At 42.3% G+C, this 24,546-nt stretch carries 17 protein-coding genes and 1 tRNA gene; 8 read left to right on the top strand and 10 right to left on the bottom strand.

All coding sequences use genetic code 11. The features are described 5' to 3' along the window. Positions 1–254 precede the first annotated feature (254 nt). The 4 genes from RB604_RS07320 to RB604_RS07305 all read left to right on the top strand — a co-directional run bounded on the left by RB604_RS07320 (position 255) and on the right by RB604_RS07305 (position 5,010). Complete coding sequence (locus tag RB604_RS07320) at positions 255–1,292, top strand: asparaginase (RefSeq protein ID WP_005926352.1); 1,038 nt, start codon at positions 255–257, stop codon at positions 1,290–1,292. Positions 1,293–1,415: 123 nt separating this feature from the next. After that, entirely contained in the window at positions 1,416–2,783 is a 1,368-nt protein-coding gene (gene radA, locus RB604_RS07315) for a DNA repair protein RadA (protein ID WP_007478828.1), read from the top strand. Between the two features lie 7 nt (positions 2,784–2,790). Continuing rightward, the gene (locus RB604_RS07310) at positions 2,791–4,410 is read left to right on the top strand and encodes an NAD(P)/FAD-dependent oxidoreductase (protein ID WP_005926356.1); all 1,620 of its coding nucleotides are present in this window, start codon (positions 2,791–2,793) and stop codon (positions 4,408–4,410) included. 6 nt (positions 4,411–4,416) lie between these two features. After that, on the top strand, positions 4,417–5,010 hold the full coding sequence (locus RB604_RS07305; protein ID WP_005926358.1) for a response regulator transcription factor: 594 nt from the start codon (positions 4,417–4,419) through the stop codon (positions 5,008–5,010). Here RB604_RS07305 and RB604_RS07300 read toward each other — a convergent pair. Continuing rightward, positions 5,007–5,774, bottom strand: a complete 768-nt coding sequence (locus RB604_RS07300) for a phosphatase PAP2 family protein (RefSeq protein WP_005926360.1) — start codon at positions 5,772–5,774, stop codon at positions 5,007–5,009. The two genes, RB604_RS07305 and RB604_RS07300, sit on opposite strands and share 4 nt — an antisense overlap. A gap of 752 nt (positions 5,775–6,526) precedes the next feature. Between RB604_RS07300 and RB604_RS07295 the strand changes: the two genes are divergently transcribed. Further along, positions 6,527–8,944, top strand: coding sequence for a TonB-dependent receptor (locus RB604_RS07295; protein WP_044093801.1), 2,418 nt, complete (start codon positions 6,527–6,529; stop codon positions 8,942–8,944). A gap of 183 nt (positions 8,945–9,127) precedes the next feature. On the opposite strand, the gene RB604_RS07290 is transcribed toward RB604_RS07295, so the two are convergent. The 4 genes from RB604_RS07290 to porT form a co-directional block, all read right to left on the bottom strand. After that, positions 9,128–10,096 (bottom strand): hypothetical protein, encoded by a 969-nt coding sequence (locus RB604_RS07290; RefSeq protein WP_044093803.1) that lies wholly within the window; start codon positions 10,094–10,096, stop codon positions 9,128–9,130. Positions 10,097–10,140: 44 nt separating this feature from the next. Next, positions 10,141–11,970 carry a peptidase U32 family protein gene (locus RB604_RS07285; RefSeq protein ID WP_007478833.1) on the bottom strand — a complete coding sequence of 610 codons (1,830 nt, stop codon included), beginning with the start codon at positions 11,968–11,970 and terminating at the stop codon, positions 10,141–10,143. Continuing rightward, the gene (gene metA / locus RB604_RS07280; protein WP_005926374.1) at positions 11,967–12,884 is read right to left on the bottom strand and encodes a homoserine O-acetyltransferase MetA; all 918 of its coding nucleotides are present in this window, start codon (positions 12,882–12,884) and stop codon (positions 11,967–11,969) included. The genes RB604_RS07285 and metA overlap by 4 nt, the downstream gene beginning before the upstream one ends. 161 nt (positions 12,885–13,045) lie before the next feature. Next, positions 13,046–13,747 (bottom strand): type IX secretion/gliding motility protein PorT/SprT, encoded by a 702-nt coding sequence (gene porT, locus RB604_RS07275; protein ID WP_055293456.1) that lies wholly within the window; start codon positions 13,745–13,747, stop codon positions 13,046–13,048. 153 nt (positions 13,748–13,900) lie between these two features. On the opposite strand from porT, the gene fdxA reads away from it, so the two are divergent. Further along, the gene (fdxA, locus tag RB604_RS07270) at positions 13,901–14,071 is read left to right on the top strand and encodes a 4Fe-4S ferredoxin (RefSeq protein WP_002559159.1); all 171 of its coding nucleotides are present in this window, start codon (positions 13,901–13,903) and stop codon (positions 14,069–14,071) included. A 167-nt stretch (positions 14,072–14,238) separates the two neighbouring features. Then, entirely contained in the window at positions 14,239–16,515 is a 2,277-nt protein-coding gene (locus tag RB604_RS07265) for a CotH kinase family protein (protein WP_007478854.1), read from the top strand. Between the two features lie 179 nt (positions 16,516–16,694). Here RB604_RS07265 and RB604_RS07260 read toward each other — a convergent pair whose 3' ends face one another. From RB604_RS07260 to RB604_RS07245, 4 genes are all read right to left on the bottom strand, one after another. Continuing rightward, the gene (locus tag RB604_RS07260; RefSeq protein ID WP_005926383.1) at positions 16,695–17,888 is read right to left on the bottom strand and encodes a pyridoxal phosphate-dependent aminotransferase; all 1,194 of its coding nucleotides are present in this window, start codon (positions 17,886–17,888) and stop codon (positions 16,695–16,697) included. Between the two features lie 82 nt (positions 17,889–17,970). Then, a complete protein-coding gene (locus RB604_RS07255) occupies positions 17,971–19,185 on the bottom strand; it encodes a bifunctional 3,4-dihydroxy-2-butanone-4-phosphate synthase/GTP cyclohydrolase II (RefSeq protein ID WP_007478855.1) in 1,215 nt (404 codons plus the stop codon). A gap of 7 nt (positions 19,186–19,192) precedes the next feature. Further along, positions 19,193–21,094 carry an LptF/LptG family permease gene (locus RB604_RS07250; protein ID WP_007478857.1) on the bottom strand — a complete coding sequence of 634 codons (1,902 nt, stop codon included), beginning with the start codon at positions 21,092–21,094 and terminating at the stop codon, positions 19,193–19,195. A 79-nt stretch (positions 21,095–21,173) separates the two neighbouring features. Next, positions 21,174–21,560: an START-like domain-containing protein gene (locus RB604_RS07245; RefSeq protein WP_025819194.1), complete on the bottom strand. Its 387-nt coding sequence runs from the start codon at positions 21,558–21,560 to the stop codon at positions 21,174–21,176. A gap of 225 nt (positions 21,561–21,785) precedes the next feature. Between RB604_RS07245 and RB604_RS07240 the strand changes: the two genes are divergently transcribed. Then, positions 21,786–21,862: transfer RNA gene (locus RB604_RS07240), tRNA-Met, on the top strand. A 742-nt stretch (positions 21,863–22,604) separates the two neighbouring features. On the opposite strand, the gene RB604_RS07235 is transcribed toward RB604_RS07240, so the two are convergent. Further along, complete coding sequence (locus RB604_RS07235) at positions 22,605–24,521, bottom strand: hypothetical protein (RefSeq protein WP_007478858.1); 1,917 nt, start codon at positions 24,519–24,521, stop codon at positions 22,605–22,607. Positions 24,522–24,546: the final 25 nt, after the last annotated feature.

Raw genomic sequence — 24,546 nt, 5'->3', positions numbered from 1 at the left:
TCATGGTGCACATGGATGTGACTGTATGCGGATAGTACTTCATCATAGTCATTGTTTCTCGTTACTGTTTGATAAGATGTCGCAAAAGTAACAATAAAAACGTTCAATCTATCACTTTTTACGATTATTTTCTAATAAAAAGATTTTCAGTTATCCGAACCCGTCGAGAGTCAGCCATCAGTTTTCTGACATTTTGTTAGAATATATAAGATATATAATTATCTTTGCAGTAAATAATCGCACAAGAAACGCTTATGACCCCTTCAAATACTTCCGTATTGCTAATTTACACCGGTGGTACGATTGGAATGATAGAAAATACAGAAACCGGAGCGCTTGAAAACTTCAACTTCGAGCAGTTACAAAAACATGTCCCCGAATTACGGAAATCTAACTGCACGATCGACTCTTATCAGTTTGATCCTCCCATGGACTCATCAGACATGGAACCGGAGGCATGGCGCAAACTGGTAAAGATCATTTGTGATAATTACGACAGGTTCAACGGCTTTGTTATCCTTCACGGTACGGACACAATGGCATATACCGCCTCGGCACTGAGCTTTATGCTTGAAGGACTGGACAAACCGGTCATCCTCACCGGCTCGCAACTCCCCATCGGTGTGCTGCGCACAGACGGCAAAGAAAACCTGATGACAAGCATTGAGATAGCATCCGCCCAGGATGCCGACGGAAAACCGCTCGTACCCGAAGTATGCATCTTTTTCGAAAACCATCTGATGCGTGGCAATCGAACCACCAAAATGAATGCAGAAAACTTCAACGCTTTTCGCTCTTTCAACTATCCTGTGCTGGCGGAAGCAGGCATACACATCAAATATAACCATTCGCTGATTCATCACACCCGTGAAAAACAGGAATTAAAACCTCACTACCTGTTGGATACCAATATAGCCGTATTGAAACTCTTTCCCGGTATACACGAAAATGTAGTGGCAGCTACACTCTCCATAGACGGATTGCGTGCGGTGGTGCTGGAAACCTACGGTTCGGGCAATGCCCCCCGTAAACAATGGTTTCTTCGCCTGCTGCGCGAAGCAAGCGCACGGGGCATCGTGATCGTCAATGTCACCCAATGTAGCGCCGGAACAGTGGAAATGGAACGGTACGAAACCGGCTATCACTTATTACAATCCGGCATTGTCAGCGGATATGACAGTACGACGGAATCAGCAGTCACCAAATTAATGTTCCTGTTGGGACACGGCTACACCCCTGAAGAAATCCGCGAAAGGATGAGTCGTCCGATAGCCGGAGAAATCACTTTATAATCCGATAAGATTGTACAGATCGGCACAGATTATGCTTTTTAAGAAAATAATCTGTGCCGATCTGTATAATCTGTGCTGTAATATCCTTATTTTTGCCCATCTTATAAAAGAAGGACAAAGAGAATGGCAAAAGAGAAGACCGTATATGTGTGCAGTAACTGCGGACAAGAATCCCCAAAATGGGTAGGAAAGTGTCCGTCGTGTGGCGAATGGAATACGTATGTAGAAGAAATAATACGTAAAGAACCTGCCAACCGGAGACCGGTATCAGGCATTGAAACGGCTAAAGCCAAACCGGTCACTTTAAGTGAAATAGAAGCGGATGACGAGCCGCGCATCGACATGCACGACGAAGAGTTGAACCGGGTGTTAGGCGGTGGGCTTGTGCCGGGTTCTTTGGTCCTGATAGGCGGCGAACCGGGCATCGGAAAATCGACCCTTGTACTCCAAACCGTACTACGTATGCCCGAAAGACGAGTTCTGTATATTTCCGGTGAAGAAAGTGCCCGGCAATTAAAGTTACGCGCCGACCGCCTGACAAGTGCATCCAGCGATTGCCTTATCGTTTGCGAAACTTCTCTGGAACAGATTTATGTTCATATCAAAAATACCCGTCCCGATTTAGTCATCATCGATTCCGTACAAACCATTTCTACGGAAAACATCGAATCGTCTCCCGGTAGCATCGCCCAAGTGCGTGAGTGCTCGGCCTCCATCCTCCGCTTCGCCAAAGAGACACATACCCCGGTATTACTGATCGGACATATAAACAAAGAAGGCAGTATCGCCGGTCCTAAAGTACTGGAACACATCGTAGACACCGTGCTCCAGTTTGAAGGTGACCAGCATTACATGTACCGCATCCTGCGAAGCATCAAGAACCGTTTTGGAAGTACTGCCGAATTGGGTATTTACGAAATGCGCCAAGACGGACTCCGACAGGTCAGTAACCCGTCGGAACTATTGCTTTCACAAGATCACGAAGGCATGAGTGGCGTAGCCATTGCATCTGCCATCGAAGGGGTACGTCCGTTTCTCATCGAAACCCAGGCACTGGTAAGTTCTGCCGTATACGGCAATCCGCAACGCTCGGCCACAGGTTTCGATATCCGACGGATGAACATGTTGCTGGCAGTACTCGAAAAGCGGGTAGGGTTCAAATTAGCACAGAAAGATGTATTTCTCAATATAGCCGGAGGGTTGAAAGTCAATGATCCGGCCATCGACCTCGCCGTAATTAGCTCCATCCTCTCATCTAATATGGATGCCGCTATCGAGCCGGAAGTTTGCATGGCAGGAGAAATCGGCTTATCCGGAGAAATACGCCCGGTGAACAGAATCGAACAACGCATCGGGGAAGCCGAAAAGTTGGGCTTCAAACGTTTCCTATTGCCCAAATATAATTTGCAGGGAATCGAAACAAAGAAATTAAAAATAGAGTTAGTGCCGGTACGAAAGGTGGAAGAAGCGTTCCGCGCACTATTCGGATAATCATATTATGACAGAAGAGTATCAACTGAGAGTATTGCCGGAAATTGCCGCCAGCGAGCAACGATTGAAAGAATACTTATCAAAGGAAAAAGGTCTTACCTTACAGAGCATTACCGCAACGCGTATTCTGAAACGAAGTATTGATGCGCGGCAGCGTACTGTCTTCATTAATCTGAAAGTACGGGTGTACATCAATGAAATACCGACAGACAACGGGTATGAAGAGACCATATATAATAATGTGGAAGGTAAACCGCAAGTGATTGTAGTAGGTGCGGGTCCCGGAGGATTATTTGCCGCCTTGAAATTGATAGAATTAGGGTTTCGCCCTGTCATCGTAGAACGTGGTAAAAATGTACGTGAACGCAAAAAAGACCTTGCACAGATCAGCAGGGAACATACCGTCGACCCGGAATCGAATTACAGCTTCGGCGAAGGCGGTGCAGGCGCTTATTCAGACGGTAAACTCTATACCAGAAGTAAAAAACGCGGCAATGTAGATAAAATCTTAAATGTATTCTGCCAGCATGGAGCATCTGAGGCCATTCTTGCCGATGCCCACCCGCATATCGGTACGGATAAATTGCCACGGGTAATCGAGAACATGCGGAATACCATTATCGATTGTGGTGGAGAAGTTCATTTTCGTACCCGGATGGATGCCCTGATTATCGAAAATGAAGAAGTCAAAGGAATCGAAACCAATACGGGACGGACATTCCTTGGCCCCGTGATACTGGCAACAGGACATTCGGCACGGGATGTATATCGCTGGTTAGCAGCAAACAACGTAACGATCGAAGCAAAAGGAATTGCCGTTGGCGTTCGTCTGGAACATCCGGCCGAATGGATAGACCAGATACAATACCATTCCAAAAACGGTCGGGGAAAATACCTGCCGGCTGCCGAATATAGTTTTGTCACTCAAGTAGAGGGCCGTGGCGTATACAGTTTCTGCATGTGCCCCGGAGGATTCATCGTTCCTGCTGCCAGTGGACCGGAACAAGTGGTAGTCAACGGAATGTCTCCCTCCAATCGCGGATCACGATGGAGCAACTCGGGGATGGTAGTAGAAATACAACCGGAGGACTTACTTTGCGGACAATGGGGAATGAACAACGGACAACAGGCAACATCCTCCAATGACTCCCGCTTTTCCTCTTCCAATTCCCGGCTTTTGCAAGTTATGCATTTCCAAGAAGAACTGGAACGGCAATGCTGGTTGCAAGGCGGCATGAAACAGACAGCACCGGCGCAACGTATGGCGGACTTTACACGAAAAAAACTCAGTTATGACTTGCCGGAGTCTTCTTATAGTCCGGGATTGGTGTCTTCTCCCCTACACTTCTGGATGCCGGAATTTATCAGCAAACGTCTGTCACAGGCATTTTTACAATTCGGGCGAATGAGCCACGGCTTTTTGACCAATGAGGCGGTTATGATCGGGGTAGAAACCCGGACTTCTTCTCCCGTTCGTATTGTCCGCGACAAGGAGACCCTTCAACATATTACCATACGCGGGCTGTTTCCTTGCGGTGAAGGAGCCGGCTATGCCGGTGGTATCGTTTCGGCAGGGGTGGATGGAGAACGATGTGCCGAAGCAGTAGCAAACTATTTAAATCGATAGCAGATCATGAACCAAAAACCAGAAATTGCCATTATCGAACCGAACACCCTTACTGCTCTCGGTTTGAAAAGCATATTAGAGAAGATCATCCCGATGGCAGTCATTCGTACATTTCACAACTTCGGCGAATTAGTGGATGACACACCCGATATGTACGCCCACTATTTTATAGCTGCTCAGATATATGTAGAGCATAATACTTTCTTCCTGCCCAGAAAGAAAAAGACAATCGTTCTGGCAGGAGAAAGCCAACCGTTCCAGTTATCTGCCGTACGGACACTGAACATTTACCAACCGGAAGAATCATTGGTCAAAGATATTCTGAAACTCCACCAACATGCCCATCACGACGGATATCCGGTGGAAGTCGCACCTCCGGTGCCAACCGTCGAACACGAATTATCCGCACGAGAAATTGAAGTACTTGTCTTGATCACCAAAGGACTCATCAACAAGGAAATAGCCGATAAGTTAAATATCAGCCTGACTACCGTTATCACCCACCGGAAAAACATTACGGAAAAATTAGGTATAAAATCAGTTTCCGGGCTTACCATTTATGCCGTAATGAACGGATACATAGAGGCCGACCGAATTTAAAAACAGACAAAAACCCTTCCACCATATGTTTTTGAAAAGTGATCATAAAAAGGAGAAGCTACCAGATTTACAGTACTCTTCTTATCCAATCCCAATAATTTTCTTTCGTAAGGTAAAAGCCAATACCCAATTCGTGCGCTGAGTATACCTATACCTGCACCGGCCAAAATATCATTGCACCAATGCCGTTCGTTATAGAGCCGTAAAAAAGCAACTCCACAAGCTATAGTATATGCACCTATACCATAAAGCCGAGAAGTATCTTTATATTCCATTCTCACTAACTCGGCTCCCATAAAAACCGTAGCCGTATGTCCTGACGGAAAAGAGTTAAAAGCTGTTCCATCCGGACGTTGTTCATCAACTATCCACTTCACCCCGTTGACCATAATTCCCATAGCAGCATAAGAAGTAGCGGTAATCAGAACACGGTCCACATAACTGTGCCGGGCTTTTGCTCCTAATAAACTCAAGCCGAAATTAGCAATTACCGGTACGTATTGTATATAATCATCTGCATGAAAATAACGTCCGTCACGCCATTCCGCCAATCCATCACGTACTTCTCTATTTAAAGACCTAAACCAGGGAGTGGAAACGCCCACTGCGCCGACAGCGATAAGAGATGCAGGAAGTATTAATTGGGTAGTACGGAAACCATGACTCCGTTTCATGATTTCAAGAGAATCTGCAGAAGCATTTTGTGCCCGGAAATGGAACGGACACAGCAATAATATAAGAAGAAAAAATAATCTGATTTTCATCTTTCATTGTTGTAAATAAGTTGAATACTGAATGTTATCTTAACTGTGCATTTCTGTATCAGAGACGCAACAGGTACACATCCAATTCCAACTTTCACAACAATCCGGAAAGAAAGCAAAAACAAGATCTGCCCCATTGCATTCCTCCGGTCATATAAAAATATTTTGGTCGTTTTTTCTATAAGAGAAATGCAAATGAGTTATTTCTAACTGCGATATGTCACTTAATCTGATTTATACCATAGGCTATATTATTTAAAGGGTGATTAATAAAAAAAGTGTGTTCCCGACAATATCCAGACTATAGTTAGGTACGACCAAGAACCTATGACCGACTGAATATATCGATGGAACACACCCTGTTTCAGGGCGCATTCACAAAGCATATTCTTTCGGTCAGTTAAAATTGGTCGTTTTACTATAGAAAGAATGACAATGTAAACACTCTGTATCTTGTTTTCTTAATTCAAATAAAGCCGCTACTTTTATTTCATGTCTATTTGAAAGACAAAAATAAGAATATCTTTCTTCATAGACAAACTTTATTTTGCATTATCTTATAAACCGGACACAAGAATAAATTCGCCCTAACTCTGGTTATAAATAAACAAACAGAAGTTATATCTCTATATTTAATAAGGAATAAACACAGAATATGTTTAGAATCCGGCTGCATTTTACCATAATCCTAATAAATGAGGATTGTGTAACCGAGAAGTTTGCCGTTCCTTTGCAAGCAAAATAATAATATGATGAAAAGAAACTGCATTCTCATGGCCTTAACCTTTTTAACAACGGGTAATATTTGGGGCGAAGAGATTCCTAAAGACACGATCAAGGTAGTAGACGTAGAAGAAATTCTCATTATTGCTTCACCGAAAGAAAATCGTAAATTACGCGAACTCCCGACAGCCAGCACTCTCTTGTCACAACAGGACATGCAGGCAAACCAAGTGACTAACTTAAAAGGACTGAGTACATTAGTCCCCAATATATTCATTCCTGATTACGGTTCCAAACTGACATCGGCTATTTACATCCGTGGTATCGGTTCGCGCATCAATACACCATCGGTAGGATTATATGTCGATAATGTTCCCTATATAGACAAGTCCGCTTTTGACTTCAATTATTCCGATATCGAACGTATCGACGTGCTTCGCGGACCACAAGGTACCTTATATGGACGTAATACAATGGGAGGCCTCATCAAAGTACATACAAAATCACCTTTCAGCTATCAGGGCACCGATTTACGTTTAAGCGCAGGAACGTACGGAAATTACAATGCATCGGTTACCCATTATCATCGGATGTCGGAACAATTCGCTTTTTCTGCCGGAGGTTTCTATGAACATGCAGACGGATTTTTCAAGAATGCAGCCAAAAACAATCAAAAGACCGACCGTATCAATGCCGGCGGCGGGCGTATCCGTGCCATCTATCTGCCAACAGAGAATCTAAAACTCGATTTTAACGTGAACTATGAGTACAGTGATCAAGGTGGATATCCCTATTTCTATACCGGAAAAGTCAATGAAGAAGAAAAAAAGAACGATCCACGGCAAGATAAAATAGGTCTGATCTCCTATAATGATGAAAGCAGTTATTATCGCAGTCTGCTGAATGCCAGCGCTAATATCGAATATCAAACACAACATTTCACGCTGAGTGCCGTAACCGGTTATCAACATTTAAAAGATCGTATGCTACTCGATCAGGATTTCACGGAGAAAGATATATTTACTCTTAATCAACAGCAGAGACTGAATACCTTATCTGAAGAGATCGTAATGAAGTCGAAGCCCGGAGGAAATTGGCAGTGGGCCAACGGCATATTCGGATTCTACCAATGGCTGAACACGGATGGTCCGGTTGAATTCAAAAAAGATGGAGTAACAGAAGTCATTGAAAATAATGCCAACAACAATTTCCCAAATTCTCCTGCCGCGCCAACCATGAAGCTGACTATCAACAACCCGACATTGAATGTGAGCGGCAATTTCGACACCCCGACATTCAGTGCTGCCATCTATCATCAATCAACTTACAATAATTTCCTGATAGACGGATTATCCATAACGGCAGGGCTACGTCTCGATTATGAAAAAATGTCGATGAACTACAATTCGGCCTCCACTCCGATGGACTTCAATTTTAAATTTTACATGCAGATGCCCCCCCCAAGACCGACTATCGATCTTGAAAGTAAAAACATGATAGCTCCGGCCGGCATCAACGGCAAATTATCAAATGATTATCTGCAATTACTCCCCAAATTTGCTATTCAGTACGAATGGAAAAAGGGGAACAATGTATATGCCACCGTTTCACGCGGTTATCGTTCGGGAGGATATAATGTCCAGATGTTTTCTGATCTGATACAGTCGGAATTGAAAAATTCGATGAAGGCTGCCATGATAGCAAATAAAGATTTTGCATCCATAGCGAATATGATTGAAATGATGATGCCGGAAGAAGACATTGACATAAAAGCCTCTACCACTTACAAACCCGAATATTCATGGAACTACGAGATCGGTTCACATCTCACTTTGTGGGAAGGCCGTTTATGGGCCGACCTTGCTGCATATTACATGGATACCAAAGACCAACAGATTTCCCAGTTTGCCGAGAGTGGCTTAGGACGTATCACCGTCAATGCCGGAAAGAGCCGCAGCTATGGAGCGGAGGCTGCCTTACGCGCCAGCATCACCGATGCATTCAGTATGAATGCATCCTATGGATACACCTATGCCACATTTACCGATTATGTTGTGAAACAAAAAGATAAAGACGGAAACTTACAGGATAAAGAAAATTATAACGGCAACTATGTTCCTTTCGTCCCCAAACATACACTCAATGTAGGAGCACAATATATTTTCCGAATCGCCCCCCGTCACTGGTTCGACCGCATCCAAGTAAATGCTAACTTCAATGCCGCCGGACGCATCTATTGGACAGAAGCGAATAATGTCAGCCAGGCATTTTACGGTACACTGAACGGGCGTGTCAGCTTAGAAAAAGGGAATGGTGCTATTGCCTTCTGGATACGCAACGCGCTGGATAAAGAATATCAGGCATTCTATTTCGAAACAATGGGCAACGGATTTATGCAGAAAGGACGGCCCATGCAATTAGGAGTGGACGTACGCTGTCGATTTTAAGCAAAAATGCAACTATAACAAGCTGATAATCAAAGCATAAAAGAGTATATACTTTTGTCATACAAGAGTATATACTCTTACTATATAAAAGTATACATTCTTACCAGACAAAGGTTTATAGTTTAACTTTACAGTTTCTTTCAACTGCACGACTAAGACACAAGGTATCCATTAACAAGCCAATCATTCATTGATCGCCCCGCAATGAGGACAGATACCTTTATCGTGCAACTTTTCTCCACAATACCCGCAACGATACTTATAACCGCTTCCTTTACGAAGTTTCTTTAAAAATAAAACAACAAAACAAAGCAGAAAGAGATAGCCTATATAAAATTGTGTAGTAAGGATGAAAAAGAAGTAACAGAAAATACAGCAGGAAGTCAATCCGAGCAGATAGAAAACAGCCGCCGCCGGCGTAAGTTGCCGGAACAGATCATCGAGTACTGCCAGAAAAACAATAAGAAACACCCAGATACTCAACAAAAATACCGACAAGACAAACGGTACCTTGAAAGGTGAAAGCGTAGGATTAAAATAAAAATGCTGCCAGGTATCCGGAAAAAACACCTGCATCGATTCATAGATAGTGGCACTAAAAGCCATCAACAGACAAAGGAACAACGGATAAACACTATCGATGTCATTAAAATAGACCATCTGCAACTGCTTACGACGGAAAGCCCGAAACAGATAAGCACCCATAAACAGGGCAAAGACAATGACAAAATACGAAGCATGCGTATCGCTGAATAAATAAATAAACTGCGAAATGCTATCCGTAGGAACAAACGAATGAATCAGATCCTTTTCACGTATCCAACCTTGTGCCTCCTGTGAATGGGCTAGTTTCACCCAAACACTGTCTACGCTATCTGCCGGATGAATAGCAAACTCAGCCACAACTACCCGATCCCCACGGTAAAGACTGATAAAAGAATCTTTAACCGGAAGCCGCTCTAAAACAACAGAATCCGCTTGTACTTCAAAATTTGTATTATAAGTATAATGCCGCTCGGCAAGATAGGTTAACGAATCCTTCACCTGATCGCTCATCCCTTCTTTCTGAAGATCCGGCCGGGGATAGTGACAAGCAGTAAACAGCAGAAGACAAACCACAGAATAGCACAAAACACCCCAGAGCCGTTTCATATCCGGCTCCATCACGCATCGCATCACTCTATGGTAAAACGTTCTCATTGTGCGGCACTCACTTTCATCTGGCAATTTTTACAATCAAATGACAAACGGAACTTCTTTCCATCCGTCCCTACCAAATAATAAGGTTCCTTATAAGGTGAACGCTCGCGCTGGTGAATAGGACACCACCCCATACTGTAGCGCAGACAGTGCTTACAAAACATCAGTACGGCAGCTTCCACCGGTTGCTTTTCGTAAGCCGGTTCCACCTCTTTCACTCCATGATCCTGATAAAAAGAGGCGGCACGGGTATTCATTACATTACCTAAATAAGAAAGTGTTTGCTGCGGAAAAGTATGAGTAGTAGGTTTCCATACAGCCAATTCACGACGATAATTCACTTTACGGGCTATGATCAGCTGTTCAACGAGTTGCCGCCGTAATTCAGAAAGTACGGAAGCCGGAATAAACCAATTCTCCGAGAAGTCAATATCGATCCGTTCCGCTTCAAAAGGAGTGTTTCCCAACTTCGCAAGTTGATTTTTGAGATTATCCGCTTGCGGAGTGCGGGCCGGTTCCCGGTCTCGGGGTAAAGTTAGTGTCACACTGTTGTCATCTTCATCCGTCATAGTAAGTGAAAAGCCGAAATTATTCTCCGCCAACAAGATACATACTGCTATTTTTCTTTCGGATGACTTACGGGCAAGAATTCGTTCAAACTCCTGGTCGAAATTCCGATACAGCATCGTGCGGGGTTTGATACGAGGCATTTCCTGCGGATAAAGTTTATTTCCATCCACACGGTTGATTCGGAATCCCTGCAAACGTCCTTGTTCGTCAAGATAGCAAACACCGTCACCGTTACTAAACGACTTCACACCAGCCACCGTCAAGTAGTTTCCCCGGCTCTCTTTCATCGTCCCCATCTCTTCTCCCAACGATTTCGGAGTGTCAAAAGAGAAAATATCTTTGCTCCTTCCGTGCAGAAAATAATGGGTAAAGCCACGACTGAAACTCTTATCCAACTGCGGTTTAAAATCAAAACGACATTTTCCGGAAGAAGCACGGGTATACTCTTTACGCCGCGCAAAAATAGCATCGAGCTTCTGTCGGTAGGCAGCCGTAACATTCTTGACGTAAGAAACATCTTTCAACCGTCCCTCGATCTTCAAAGAGGAAGCCCCCGCATCCAATAACGCTTCCAACTCCTCACTCTGATTAAGGTCCTTCAGTGAGAGCAGATGTTTGTCTTTCGCTATCATTTTCCCTTCCGCATCTACCAGACTGAACGGCAGGCGACAGAACTGCGCGCATTCTCCACGATTGGCGCTGCGCCCGAAACAGGCCTGACTGACATAACATTGCCCGCTATAACTGACACACAAAGCTCCATGCACAAAAACTTCAAGCGGAATATCGGGACATGCCTCATGTATTTTGCCAATCTCCCGCAACGACAGTTCACGCGCCAATACCACTTGCCGAAAACCCGCATCACGGAGAAATCTCACTTTATCTACAGTCCGGTTATCCATTTGCGTACTTGCATGAAGCGGTATAGGAGGTAATTCCAGTTTCGCAATGGCCATATCCTGCACAATCAATGCATCCACCCCTATTCGATACAATTCCCGGATCATCTCCTCCGTCTCTTTCAGCTCCTCTTCTTTCAGGATGGTATTGACAGTGACATAAATGCGTACATTGTATAAATGTGCATATTCCACCAGAGCCGCAATATCCTCCAACGAATTAACGGCGGCAGCACGGGCTCCAAACTTCGGAGCACCGATGTATACCGCATCTGCCCCATGATTGATCGCTTCGATACCACACTCCAAATTCCTGGCCGGAGCCAGAAGTTCTATTTTACGCTGCTTTATCATTTAATGTCGTCGATATTGTAAGGAGTTTCCTGATAAACAAAATAATTCAGCCAATTGGAAAACAACAGGTTGGCATGACCCCGCCAACGAACAAGCGGCCCTTTTTCCGGATCATTATCAACATAATAATTACGCGGCATTTCAATCGGAAGACCTTTTGCCAAATCCCGTCGATACTCCGTATCGAGCGTTAAGGGAGAGTATTCCGAATGACCGGTAACAAAAAATTCACGCCCGCCACGAGCCATCACCATATAGACCCCCGACTCCTCCGATTCAGAAAGCAACGTTAATTCCGGAACTTTCAGAATATCTTCTTTCCGCACCTCCGTATGGCGGCTATGGGGTACATAAAACACATCATCAAACCCTCTGAAAATAGAATGAAGCGGATCGAGCGTGCGATGCTCGAAAATTCCGAACATCTTTTTATCCAACGCATATTTAGGCACTCCATAATGATGATACAATCCGGCTTGAGCAGCCCAACAGATATATAGCGTCGAAGTGACATGCGTACGCGCCCAATCGAATATCTCCATGATTTCACTCCAATAACTTACTTCTTCAAAATCCATCTGTTCCACAGGAGCACCGGTGATAATCATACCGTCGTATTTCTCACCGCGCATCTTATCGAAATCAGTATAAAAAGCCTTCATATGCTCGACCGGCGTATTTTTGGAAGTGTGGCTTTTTATCTTCATGAATGAAATCTCTACCTGAAGAGGAGTGTTAGACAACAACCGGACCAAATCCGTCTCCGTAGTAATCTTCAACGGCATCAAATTCAGAATCACAATCCTCAACGGACGGATATCCTGTTGGGTAGCACGCGAGTTATCGATCACAAAGATATTTTCCTCTTTCAGCAGTTCTATCGCAGGTAATCTATCAGGTAAATTTAATGGCATGGGGATATTTACTATTTAACGATTTACAAATTATGATTTGCCATCCGGCAAATTCTTTGCAAAAATAACGATTTCGCCACAGAGTAGCACAGGGTTTCACAGAGTTTTATCTCTTTTGAACATATTTCCCCGTGAATTTCAAGATTATGTGTATGATCAGCCTATTCAAAGTAGAAAGTCAATACAATCATACGAGACTTCACCTTGTCCAAAGATTCGGTAAATTTCATCAACGACTTATCGGTAAGATCGTTACGGTTTTTGTCTAACAGATTCGCTAACCCAAAACAAAACTTCAGTTCCGGTATCAGCTTAAAGAAAGGAAGATAAAAGTCACAACCCAACCCCACTTCTATGTAGCAGTCGAAAGGTTTGACCAAGAGTGGACGAGATTTTTTCACACTTAAATCATAAGTAGGGCTTAAACCGACCATTGCATAAGGACGATAATTATTGAATCGCTCCGCACTGAATTTCAAATCGACAGGAAAAGACAGATAGGCGGATTTCACATTCTGCGATTCGGTTTCTCCACTCGTCTGCTCACGAAAAATAACTTTTTTGTCTCCAAAGTGAAGCGTAGGCACCAAGCGGAGAGACATATACTTGTTTAAGTACAATTCTCCCAACACGCCTACCGAAAAACCCGGAGAATACTCGGGCACATCGGCAAACCAGACTTGACCGTCCTCCGTGACATACCCATTATTGACAAACTTGAGATCCTGCATGTGAATACCAGCCAAAAAGCCATAGTGCCAGATCCGCTGATCGATATACGGGCGGTTCTGCACCTTACGCGTCTGGCCGGAAGCACCGGCAACCAGCAGCGAAACAATGAGAAGTAACACAAAGCGTTTCACATCAATAAAAACGATTTTATAGTTAAATTATTGTTTCTCTTATTTAGAAGGGATACAAATTAAAGGAATTTAATCAAGAATAAGTGCAACTAATGAATAAAACATGTATTTTTGTCCAAGAAATTAGTACTAATAATTTAAATATTAAAGAAAATGGCTTACGTAATTAGTGACGATTGTATTGCTTGCGGAACTTGTATCGACGAGTGTCCGGTAGAAGCTATCTCTGAAGGTGATATCTATTCTATCAACCCGGATGTATGTACTGACTGCGGTACTTGCGCAGATGTTTGTCCTTCTGAAGCAATTCACCCGGCTGAATAATACAATCAAGAAAGAAAAATCCAAAAAGGCTGCTTCCATCGATGAGGCAGCCTTTTTTCATTTGTAACCTTTATTACCCTTAAAAAAGAATACTCCGGCTAAGTGTTTTTTCCCCTGTCACTGTTTTACTAACAAAGACCTTTTATTTACTTAATAAAACATACTTTATGAGAAACTTATTTTTATCTCTTTTTTTGATTTCGTCTGTTGTCTGTTCCGCTCAGGACACGGATATCAATAATTTCAAACCGGATAACCAGAAAGTCAAATTCACAGAAACAAATCTCCCGATCGTTTTCATCGATACCCAACACCAAGTGATCGAACGTGAAAACCGCATCACCGCCAAAATGAAAATTATCGATAATGGAGAAGGGCAATTGAACCATATGGATACCCTCTTGTATCCGAATCAAACAGTAGACTATAGCGGCTATATCGACTTGAAATACCGGGGCAACTCTTCTTTTACCAATTCCGACAAAAAACCATATGCCATTCGTGCACTGGACAAACCTCTGGAAGAAGGAGGTAAGAAACAAAAAGTATCCCTATTGGGAATGGGCAAAGACAACGATTGGGCATTGCTGGCTCCTTATGCGGACAAAAGTATGATCAGAGACGTATTTGCGTTTACTCTGGCCAGACCCTTCTTCGAATACGTACCCACAGGAAAATATTGTGAAATGATCATGGACGGCACCTATTACGGTGTCTTTATCCTTTCCGAAAGAGTTAGAAAAGGCAAGAACCGCCTGGACTTACCGGATCCGGGAGACAGTGGCGATGCATTGACAGGAGGTTACCATCTGGAAGTGGACAGAGACGATGAACCGGTTTATTACTCCAAACACTCACCCGTAGATTCAAAAGGTAACCCCATCCGTAATAAAAAAATATCTTTCCAATATAAGAACATGGACCAGGATGAATTTTCCAAAACCCAACTGGATTATATACACGGATACATCGATGCATTCGAAGATAACTTAGCCTCCGCAGATTACAAGAACCCGGAAACAGGATACAGAAAGTACATCGACGTCACCTCTTTCATCGACTATATGCTCTCAACAGAATTCTGCCATAATGTAGACGGTTATCGCCTAAGTACTAATTTATATAAGTATAGAGACAGCAAAGATCCCAGATTCAAAACATCCTTATGGGATATGAATTTAGGTTTCGGCAACGCTGATTATAATAATGGTTGGAGAACAGACACTTGGGCATACAACTTTAATGACATAGCATCCGGTGATAACCAGTTGGTTCCTTTCTGGTGGTATAAGTTGCTTAAAGACGATGCATTTATGAAAGAAGTGAAAGAGCGTTGGGAACTATATCGTGAAACAAGTTACTCGGACAAGAACATAGAACTTACCATTGACTCGTTAACTACCTTATTAAATGCTAAGGGAGCACAAGAACGCAACTCACAGGCTTGGCCAAGATGGGGAAGATACGTATGGCCCAATCAATACGTGGCCCAATCTTATGATGATGAAATTTCTTATTTAAAGAGTTGGATCAAAGAACGGTTGATTTTCATGGACAGGGCCTTACTCGATAAAGAGCCCGAACCGGTAGAGTATACCCAACTGACCGTCACATCAGGATTTAATGAAGATGTCATAGCCGAGCAACGTCCTGCCGTCAACTATTCTACAGCTTCCCTCGATAACCAAGGTTGGATTTATTATACATCAGGAGTACAAGAACAAGGCTCTCTGCCAACCGATAGAAATATCACTTCCAGCACCGGCGTTCAATATCGCCTTGCCGCATATGACAAGCCCAATGCAGCAACTCTGATCAAAGAAAATGCAGCTACCCTGCAATTCGACGGTTCTCACCAAACGGAAGCCCTTTATTTGCTTTCGACCTGTACCGATGGTAGTTCCACAGTAGATGTAACCGTATATTATGCCGATGAAACCAGTTCTACTCCTAAAAGCATAACAATAGGCGACTGGTATAGCGAAGTTTCTACAGGAAAAGCGGTACATGGACTAAGCAGGATCACACGGTCGAACGACCAAATGGACGGACGATACAATTTCTGCCTGTATGAACATAAAATAAATACCGATAAAAATAAAGTAATTGCATCGATAAAGATAGAAAACACAGGAAAGGGACACCCGGCCATATTTGCTGTCACCAAAGAAGGAAAAGAATCCGGCGTAGGTGTAGAAAACGTCAGCAACGAAAAACAGACCAAGGTTTATCCCCGTCTCATTGCAAATGGAGAGGTATTGACCGTTGAGTCTCCTGCCAACTCCACTATCCGGTTAATGACAATGCAAGGCAGTGTTATAATGCAACAGGAAACAACAAACAGTTTTACCCGATTACCGATCAACGGATTATCCCAAGGCATCTATTTGTTGACAGTAGTCAATGCAAGTAACCAACAGACATTTAAGGTTATTGTAAAATAGCCCTTTACAACCCAAAGCCTGCTTTAATTTTACTCAGTATTATTTTGAGAGGACAATTAATTAAAGCAGGCTCTAAATCAACCCTAATAAAAAAACCTGTATCGATACAAATCAAAACGATCTGTCCGATACAGGTTTATTTTTTACATCCGCCATTGCCCGGCAGACACAAACTATCTTTATTTCAGTTTCGCCAATGCTTCCTTAATCCGGCGGATAGCTTCAACAATGTTCTCATCACTGGTAGCATAACTCATACGAATACATTCAGGCGCACCAAAAGAAGCACCACCCACACAAGCCACATGAGCCACTTCCAACAGATACATAGCCAGATCATCCGAATCCGCAATCTTACGGTCGCCTGCTGATTTTCCAAAGAAAGAACTACATTTAGGGAACAAATAGAAAGCGCCTTCAGGAACATTCACCTCAAAGCCTGGGACTTCTTTTGCCAACTTCACAATCAGGTCGCGGCGACGCTCGAACGCCTTACGCATTTCTTCTACCGGAGCTTGAGAACCCGTATAGGCGGCTTCAGCAGCCTTCTGAGAAACAGAGCAAGGCCCCGACGTATATTGTCCCTGCAATTTATTGCAAGCTTTCACAATCCATTCCGGTCCGGCAATAAAACCGATTCTCCATCCGGTCATCGCATAGGCTTTCGACACACCGTTTACGATCACTGTCCGTTCTTTCATTTCCGGGAACTGTGCAATGCTCTGATGTTTACCTATATAATTGATATGCTCATAAATCTCATCTGCAATTACCACTACCTGCGGATATTTCGCCAACACGGCAGCTAAACCGGCTAACTCCTCCTTACTATAAACCGAACCAGTAGGATTCGACGGAGAACAGAGTATCAATGCCTTTGTTTTCGGGGTAATGGCGGCTTCCAACTGTGCGGGAGTAATCTTAAAATCCTGTTCGATCCCGGCAGTTACAATCACCGGAGTACCTTCTGCCAGTTTCACCATTTCCGGATAACTTACCCAATACGGTGCAGGCACGATCACTTCATCACCCGGATTAACCAATACCATGATTGCATTACATACAGATTGCTTCGCACCATTGGCACATGAAATCTGAGCGGCTGTATATTCCAGACCATTCTCTTTTTTCAGTTTCTCTACGATGGCGTTGCGCAATGCCGGATACCCGGGAACGGGAGAATAACGCGAAAAGTTGTCATCGATAGCTTTCTTTGCAGCTTCTTTGATGTGGTCGGGAGTATTAAAGTCGGGTTCTCCCACACTCAGATTAATAACATCAACGCCCTGTGCTTTGAGTTCATTACTCTTCTGCGACATAGCAAGTGTCGCCGATGGCGACAAGCTGTTCAAACGGTCTGATAACTGATTCATTTTGTATCTACTTTATTGTCGTTTAGTGAAATTAGTTGCAAAATAAGCTATAATATTTGATATATGAAAGTAAAAGCGGATTTTACTTGTTAAAATGTAGCGTATGTCCCATTCGTTCTTTCTTGGTCTTTAAGTAACGTTCATTGTAAGAATTAGGGGTAATCTCGATACCTACATTTTCTGTTATTTCCAAACCATATGCTTCCAGACCGATACGCTTCACAGGGTTATTGGTCATCAACTTCATTTTTGCCACTCCTACCTCACGCAAAATCTGCGCACCGACTCCATAATCACGTTCATCGGCATCGAAACCCAGATGCAGATTCGCATCTACCGTATCATATCCTTCTTCCTGAAGTTTGTATGCGGCAATCTTATTCATCAGTCCGATGCCACGTCCTTCCTGGTTCATATATACAATGACCCCCTTTCCGGCAGCCTCGATCATCTCCATCGCCTTATGAAGCTGTTCTCCACACTCACAACGACAAGAGCCGAAAATATCACCCGTCATACATGAAGAATGCACACGTACCAAAATCGGCTCATCTTTATCCCAGCTACCTTTAATCAATGCAATATGCTCCATTCCATTTGATTTCTGACGGAACGGAATCAGACGAAAATGTCCGTATTGGGTAGGCATATCCACCTCTACTCCTTTCTCCACAATCGACTCTAATTGCACACGATAAGCAATCAAGTCCTTAATCGAGATTATTTTAAGCCCAAAACGTTTGGCCACTTCCACCAATTGAGGCAAACGTGCCATAGTCCCGTCTTCATTAATAATTTCGATCAGAGCAGCAGCCGGGTATAGTCCGGCCAGTTTTGCCAAATCCACACTCGCTTCCGTATGACCGGCACGACGGAGTACTCCACGCGAACGGGCACGCAACGGATTCACATGTCCCGGACGCCCGAGATCAGCCGGTTTCGTTTTAGGATCGGCCAAAGCACGGATAGTCGCTGCACGATCGTGCATAGATACTCCGGTAGTACAACCTTCAAGGAGATCGACAGTCACAGTAAACGGTGTCTCATAAATAGAAGTATTTGCAGTAACCTGCATATCCAGTTCCAATTCGGCGCAACGCTCCTCCGTAATAGGAGCACACAACACACCCCGTCCGTGTGTCATCATAAAATTCACTTTCTCAGGAGTTATTTTTTCAGCCGCAATAATAAAATCACCTTCGTTCTCGCGATCTTCATCGTCCACTACAATTACGAAATTCCCTTCTCTGAAATCGGCAATAGCCTCATCGATTGTATTCAGTCTGATCTCTTCCATACTTATTCTATAAATTATGATTCTCTTTTATTATGAATTGAATATCTTCGTTGGTCTTTATAACCTTCTCTATATCCCGTACAAGTCGTATACGGAATATCCAGATACGGAAATAAAAGAACAATCCTATCGGCACAATGGCTCCCGCCAACAGGTTCAACCAATATACATGAAACGGCCGCACATGAGCAGCCACAGGTATAATGGGATAGTTATTCAAAGTTGTCAGCAAAGTAAACGATCTTGAATTCGATAACTCTTCAATCAACGTTTCCAGACGCTCATTGATCGCTTTCACTTCATCATCTTCGCCGGTAGACATCCAAAGTTTAAAATAATTGGGTGCTTTCTTCAGTTGGTGTTTACTTATATATGCGCGACATTCTGTAGTGAGAGCAGTAAGTTCCGCAGAAATCTTCGAATAATCCGGATCATGGATAATAACCTCTTTCTTAAACAAATGGCGCACACCACGGATACCTATCACCCGTTTGATCCAGGAAGTATAAGCATCCGCATTCAGCACCACCGAATCATTATTGGATTTATAAGTAAGAAATGCCCCCAACGGCGCCAGGATGGCAGAACTGAGCCACATCCCCATCCATACAATCCATTTACCGTCTCGTGCCATCTTGTATCCACTATTATCTATCACATAATAAACAATAAACACAAGCACAGATACTATCACAGGCATCCCCAATCCGCCTTTACGGATAATGCCGCCGAGCGGCGCTCCAATAAAAAAGAAAAGCAGACAGGAAAGAGAAATCGTTATCTTCTTGTGCCATTCCGTTCCATGCCGGCGGATCTGATAATCATTTTCTCTCATGTTGTAAATCTTAAAGCCATAATCTCCTTGCAGACTTTCGGCACGGTTTGCAGCAGAAGAGAGAATCTTTTGTTTCTGCATCAGCGTTGCGGCTTCGAAAAGACTGTCTACATTGTAAGATCCGATATCGGCCTGTGTAATCTTTATCGTATCTTCTTTTGACAATCCACCGGGATTGCTATATACCCCGCCAATGGCCTCTTTATAATACTGGCGTCCGATACTGTCTCCCACATGTTCCATCGAGTCGATGGAAACCTGTAACGTCTGCATACTTTTCGTAGTGGCCTGATTGCTCATTATACTCGCATCGGCCATATTAAAGTCCGAATTAAACTCGATAATAGTATGTTTCTCCTTGAAAGATTCCCGCCGATACGGCACATTTTGCGCCTTCACATTCTGGCTCTTCAAATTTTCGAACAGCTCACCGCTATACAGATGCAGATACAAGTGTTGTTTATCCGCCGTCATCTCCATACGTCCGGAATCGGCATAAATAATATGCGCATTTTCCGCCCCGTCTTTAAAATTATAGATCAACACATCGTATAGCATACCGGTCTTACGATCTTTCTTCCGCACTTTAAGGTTATAATCGGGAATTTCCGAATAGAACACCCCTTCCGGTATATCCACCTCCGGAGATTTCTGTTTCATAGAAATCAGCAACGTTCCCAATTTTCCTTGCGCTATGGGACCGATCACGTTCTGAAAATAAAAGGAAATTCCACAAATGATACAGACAAGTATGATGAGAGGACGCATGATTTTAAGCAAAGAAATGCCCGCCGCTTTCATGGCGAGCAATTCATAACGTTCTCCAAAATTTCCAAAAGTAATAAGGGATGCCAACAATACGGCCAGCGGAAGTGACAAAGGCACCAGACTCAATGCCGAATAAAAGAAGAACTGAGCCATCACACTCATCTCCAATCCCTTTCCGACCAGTTCGTCCACATATCTCCACAAAAACTGCATCATGAAGATGAAGAGACAAATGAAGAATGTACCAATAAAGAGCAGTAAAAAACTCTTTACTATAAATATATCTAATCTTTTTATGCGTAGCATCTTATAATACGTTTCGTGCGATTGAGATGCAAAATTAGCACAAAAAAAGGAGTGCAGAAAGTTTTTAGTTGAAAGTTAACTAAAAACCACAAGTTCTTCTCAACTTATTAACCTGAGAGTCCCACAATTCTTTCATGTCGTCTACTTCATCCGGCTCTGCGAAATCAGTAATTTCCAACACAAAATCACCTGTAAGTTCATTATAATTCATTTTAATTTCAAAATAGTCTCTTTCGTTCTCATCGTCCAGCCAACGGAAACGGATAAAAGAATAAGCGCGTATGGCCGTAATTTCGGCATCACGTTGCTCCGTTTTCCCCCAATGAAATTCCACTATTTTATCATTCGACACGACTTTATCTGCAAACCAGTCCTCCAAACCGGTCGGTGTGCTGATTGCTGACCAAAGAATGTTTTTAGAGGTCGCATTCAGAAGATACTCCAAACGTATTTTCTCTCTTTTCATAGCTATATTCACCTTAAATTGTGTGTGCCAAGATAAATACTTTTTTCTAATTACGCAGTATAAATCATGCACTTTATTTTCTTTCTTTTTTTATTTTCCACTCTCAATGTATCTATTTATGATAACTCAAAGAGCCGATCCTTAAATAAAAAACAGAAAAAAACGACAAATGTTTTGGAGAATAAAAAAAAGTATCTATCTTTGCACCCGCAATCGAGAAACGATGGCGGGATAGCTCAGCTGGTTAGAGCGCATGATTCATAATCATGAGGTCCCCGGTTCAATCCCGGGTCCCGCTACCAAAAGAAAATTAGCGTTTGGGAGGCTTCCACTCTTAGGCGCTTTTTTATTCCCCAAAACTGATCGATTTCTGTAGTACTGTAAGAAAGGATCAACGTGAAAAAACGATTAAAGATATTTCAATGATTCAGAATCGCAAGCACTCTCCTTATCCACTTAAATAATATCAATTATTCACACCGTTATTAACAGGGTTATTAACAAGTATACACAAAGTTATTAACAAGATAACCCACCGGTCATTAAAAGATATCAAATACAGAAAGGAAAGTCGAGAAGAGTAACCTCGGATAAAGAATAATCCTCACGACTATTTTCAATGATCAGAAAGCCTGTATCTATCTACAAGATATTATCAACATCGTTATCAACAGGGTTATCAACAGATAATCACCTTAGTCATCAACAGTATAACTCAATGATTTACAATCAATTGATTAATTTATTCACTTAATATATTTAATTGTTTTATAACAGACACCTTTGTTATCGTACAATTGAAGTATATAAATATCCGATACAAGACTTCCCAATTCATTTATATCCTCAATCTACATTATATATTTCTCAGTTTTACTATACACTTTTATAGCGAAAGCATCAGATAATTCAAATATCGAAATTAACCGTGATTTATAAGGTCGGCTATTTTGAAAAAACAGAAAAAGAAGGTATGTCAATTTTTCTATTCTGACACACCTTCCTGGTATTCACTTCAATTCCCCCTTAGAAAATCCATGAAACTTATCTTACAAACTTTGTATCATAAGATCGCCCTTCCGTATCCGAGACCTGTAAACCATACATACCTTTCTCCAATGAACTTATATCAATGATATTATTGTCAACCTTGCCTTCTCTTACTATCATTGAATGATTCAAGTCTAACACTCTATAATCTATTAACGCCCTGTCATCCAAGCTTCTTTTACGGCCTTTCTCTAATTTCAAGGACAAAAGGTCACCATTTACTTGTGAATTTAGAGTGTATGTTGCCGGCACTAATGGAGCAACAATTAATTGTTCACTAACAGTTTCTCCATATTTATTCATGGCACGCAATTTAAAAGTAGTACTATACTCCTTATCCACCGAAGCTATAAAATAGCCATCTCGCACATCCTCAACATAATAAGTAAAAGGAACAGGAGATCCTTCTTCTAATTGTTCAACCAAAATTTTTTCTGTTCCTTCCACATTCTTAAATCCTATTTTCACATCCGCATAGTAATCGTCCGCAACAGTCCTCGTCTGTGGCATTACTTTAGAAAAAGCCATCTCCGGTTTTTGAGGGAGGTAATCTAAAAGAAAATAGCGAGCCAATCTATTTACTTCTACAGGATAACTTGTATAATTAACCCGACAACGTAAATATCCATCACTGGAACGTGCATATTGATCTGCCTTATTCACATCAATAGAAGATGGCATAAATGAAACCTCACTTTCATTCCACGAAGAAGTAGATGGTATAATTTCCCAAGTACCGTCTTTACGTAAAACACTGACCACCCATCCATACAGTATGTCACCATCATCATCTAACGCATAAGAACTATGTTGCCATATATACTTATCCACATCATCTTTATCAACAACTTCCTCATTTCTTAAAGCGACATTATAATTCAAACTTTTTTGAGGATTAGAGAAAGTGCACACTTCATCATACCTTTTAGCCTTATCTGTAGAAGTAGAAGTTACAGTAGGCTCTCCACCACCGCCACCACCAACAGCTGTATAGTGGACCCAATCAATTGCCTTTAAGAAGCCTTTAAACCATCCACCGATATTGCGTATAGAAGTACCACGAGGTAAATCGGGTTGCATCAGCCTCGTTTCATTATCCGTCTCATCCGGTTTAAAAAAGCATAAAGAACGTCCATACTCAAATATAGTAGGAGAATATAAATCATATGGCCCAAAACCGCCAACCGACAAGGTTGCTTTATTTGATGTAGCATAACTATATGCCTTAAAAGGATCAAGCACTTGGTTTCCTAAAACAACCAAATCAAAAGGAAATAAAGAATTTCTATCAAATTCAATTACCTTTGTTGTATTATCTCCCCGAGCACTAAAATAAAATCCCATTATTTTGCAAAGTTCACGCAATGCTACCGTTACAAAATCATACTTGTCTTCTTGGACATCATTTAGTGAAAACGAATATATATCATCACTATTAAAAATTATCTCGCCATCAGGTTTATCAAAAAAGCTCATCCCAACTTTAGCATTTCCAAGCCCTAAATCTTTAAATTTCCACTTTATCGTAGATCGCCAAGCTCTGGAAAGATCGTCACGCGGATCCATTTTGCAAGAATCCGTATGAAGAGTTGTTTTAGCAATTACATTACTTCCCCTCAACTTTCCAAACTTAACTTTCACCTTAATGGGTAAAGCGGTAGGCAACTGCTCTTCAAAAATACGGCAGGCATGTTCAAAAGCATTCTTCCTATCTAAATTTTGTTCCCACTCATTACCCTCATATATTACTTGAATAATTGTTCCGCCAACAACTTCTCGTACTATTGGTTTGGGAATACTCTCCTTACGAAAGAAGTCTCTCCCCAGACTAATCACCTCAGTTCCGTCCTCTTGAGCATAAGAGAATCCCACACATCCCAAAAACAAGAATAATAGTAATAATTTTCTCATGATTTATCCTTTCTTTTATAATGGT

The organism is Bacteroides salyersiae (genome assembly GCF_031172035.1).
GTDB classification, from domain to species: Bacteria; Bacteroidota; Bacteroidia; order Bacteroidales; family Bacteroidaceae; genus Bacteroides; species Bacteroides salyersiae.
Note: the sequence above shows the minus strand (reverse complement) of the source record. Positions and strands in the feature narration are given on the sequence as shown.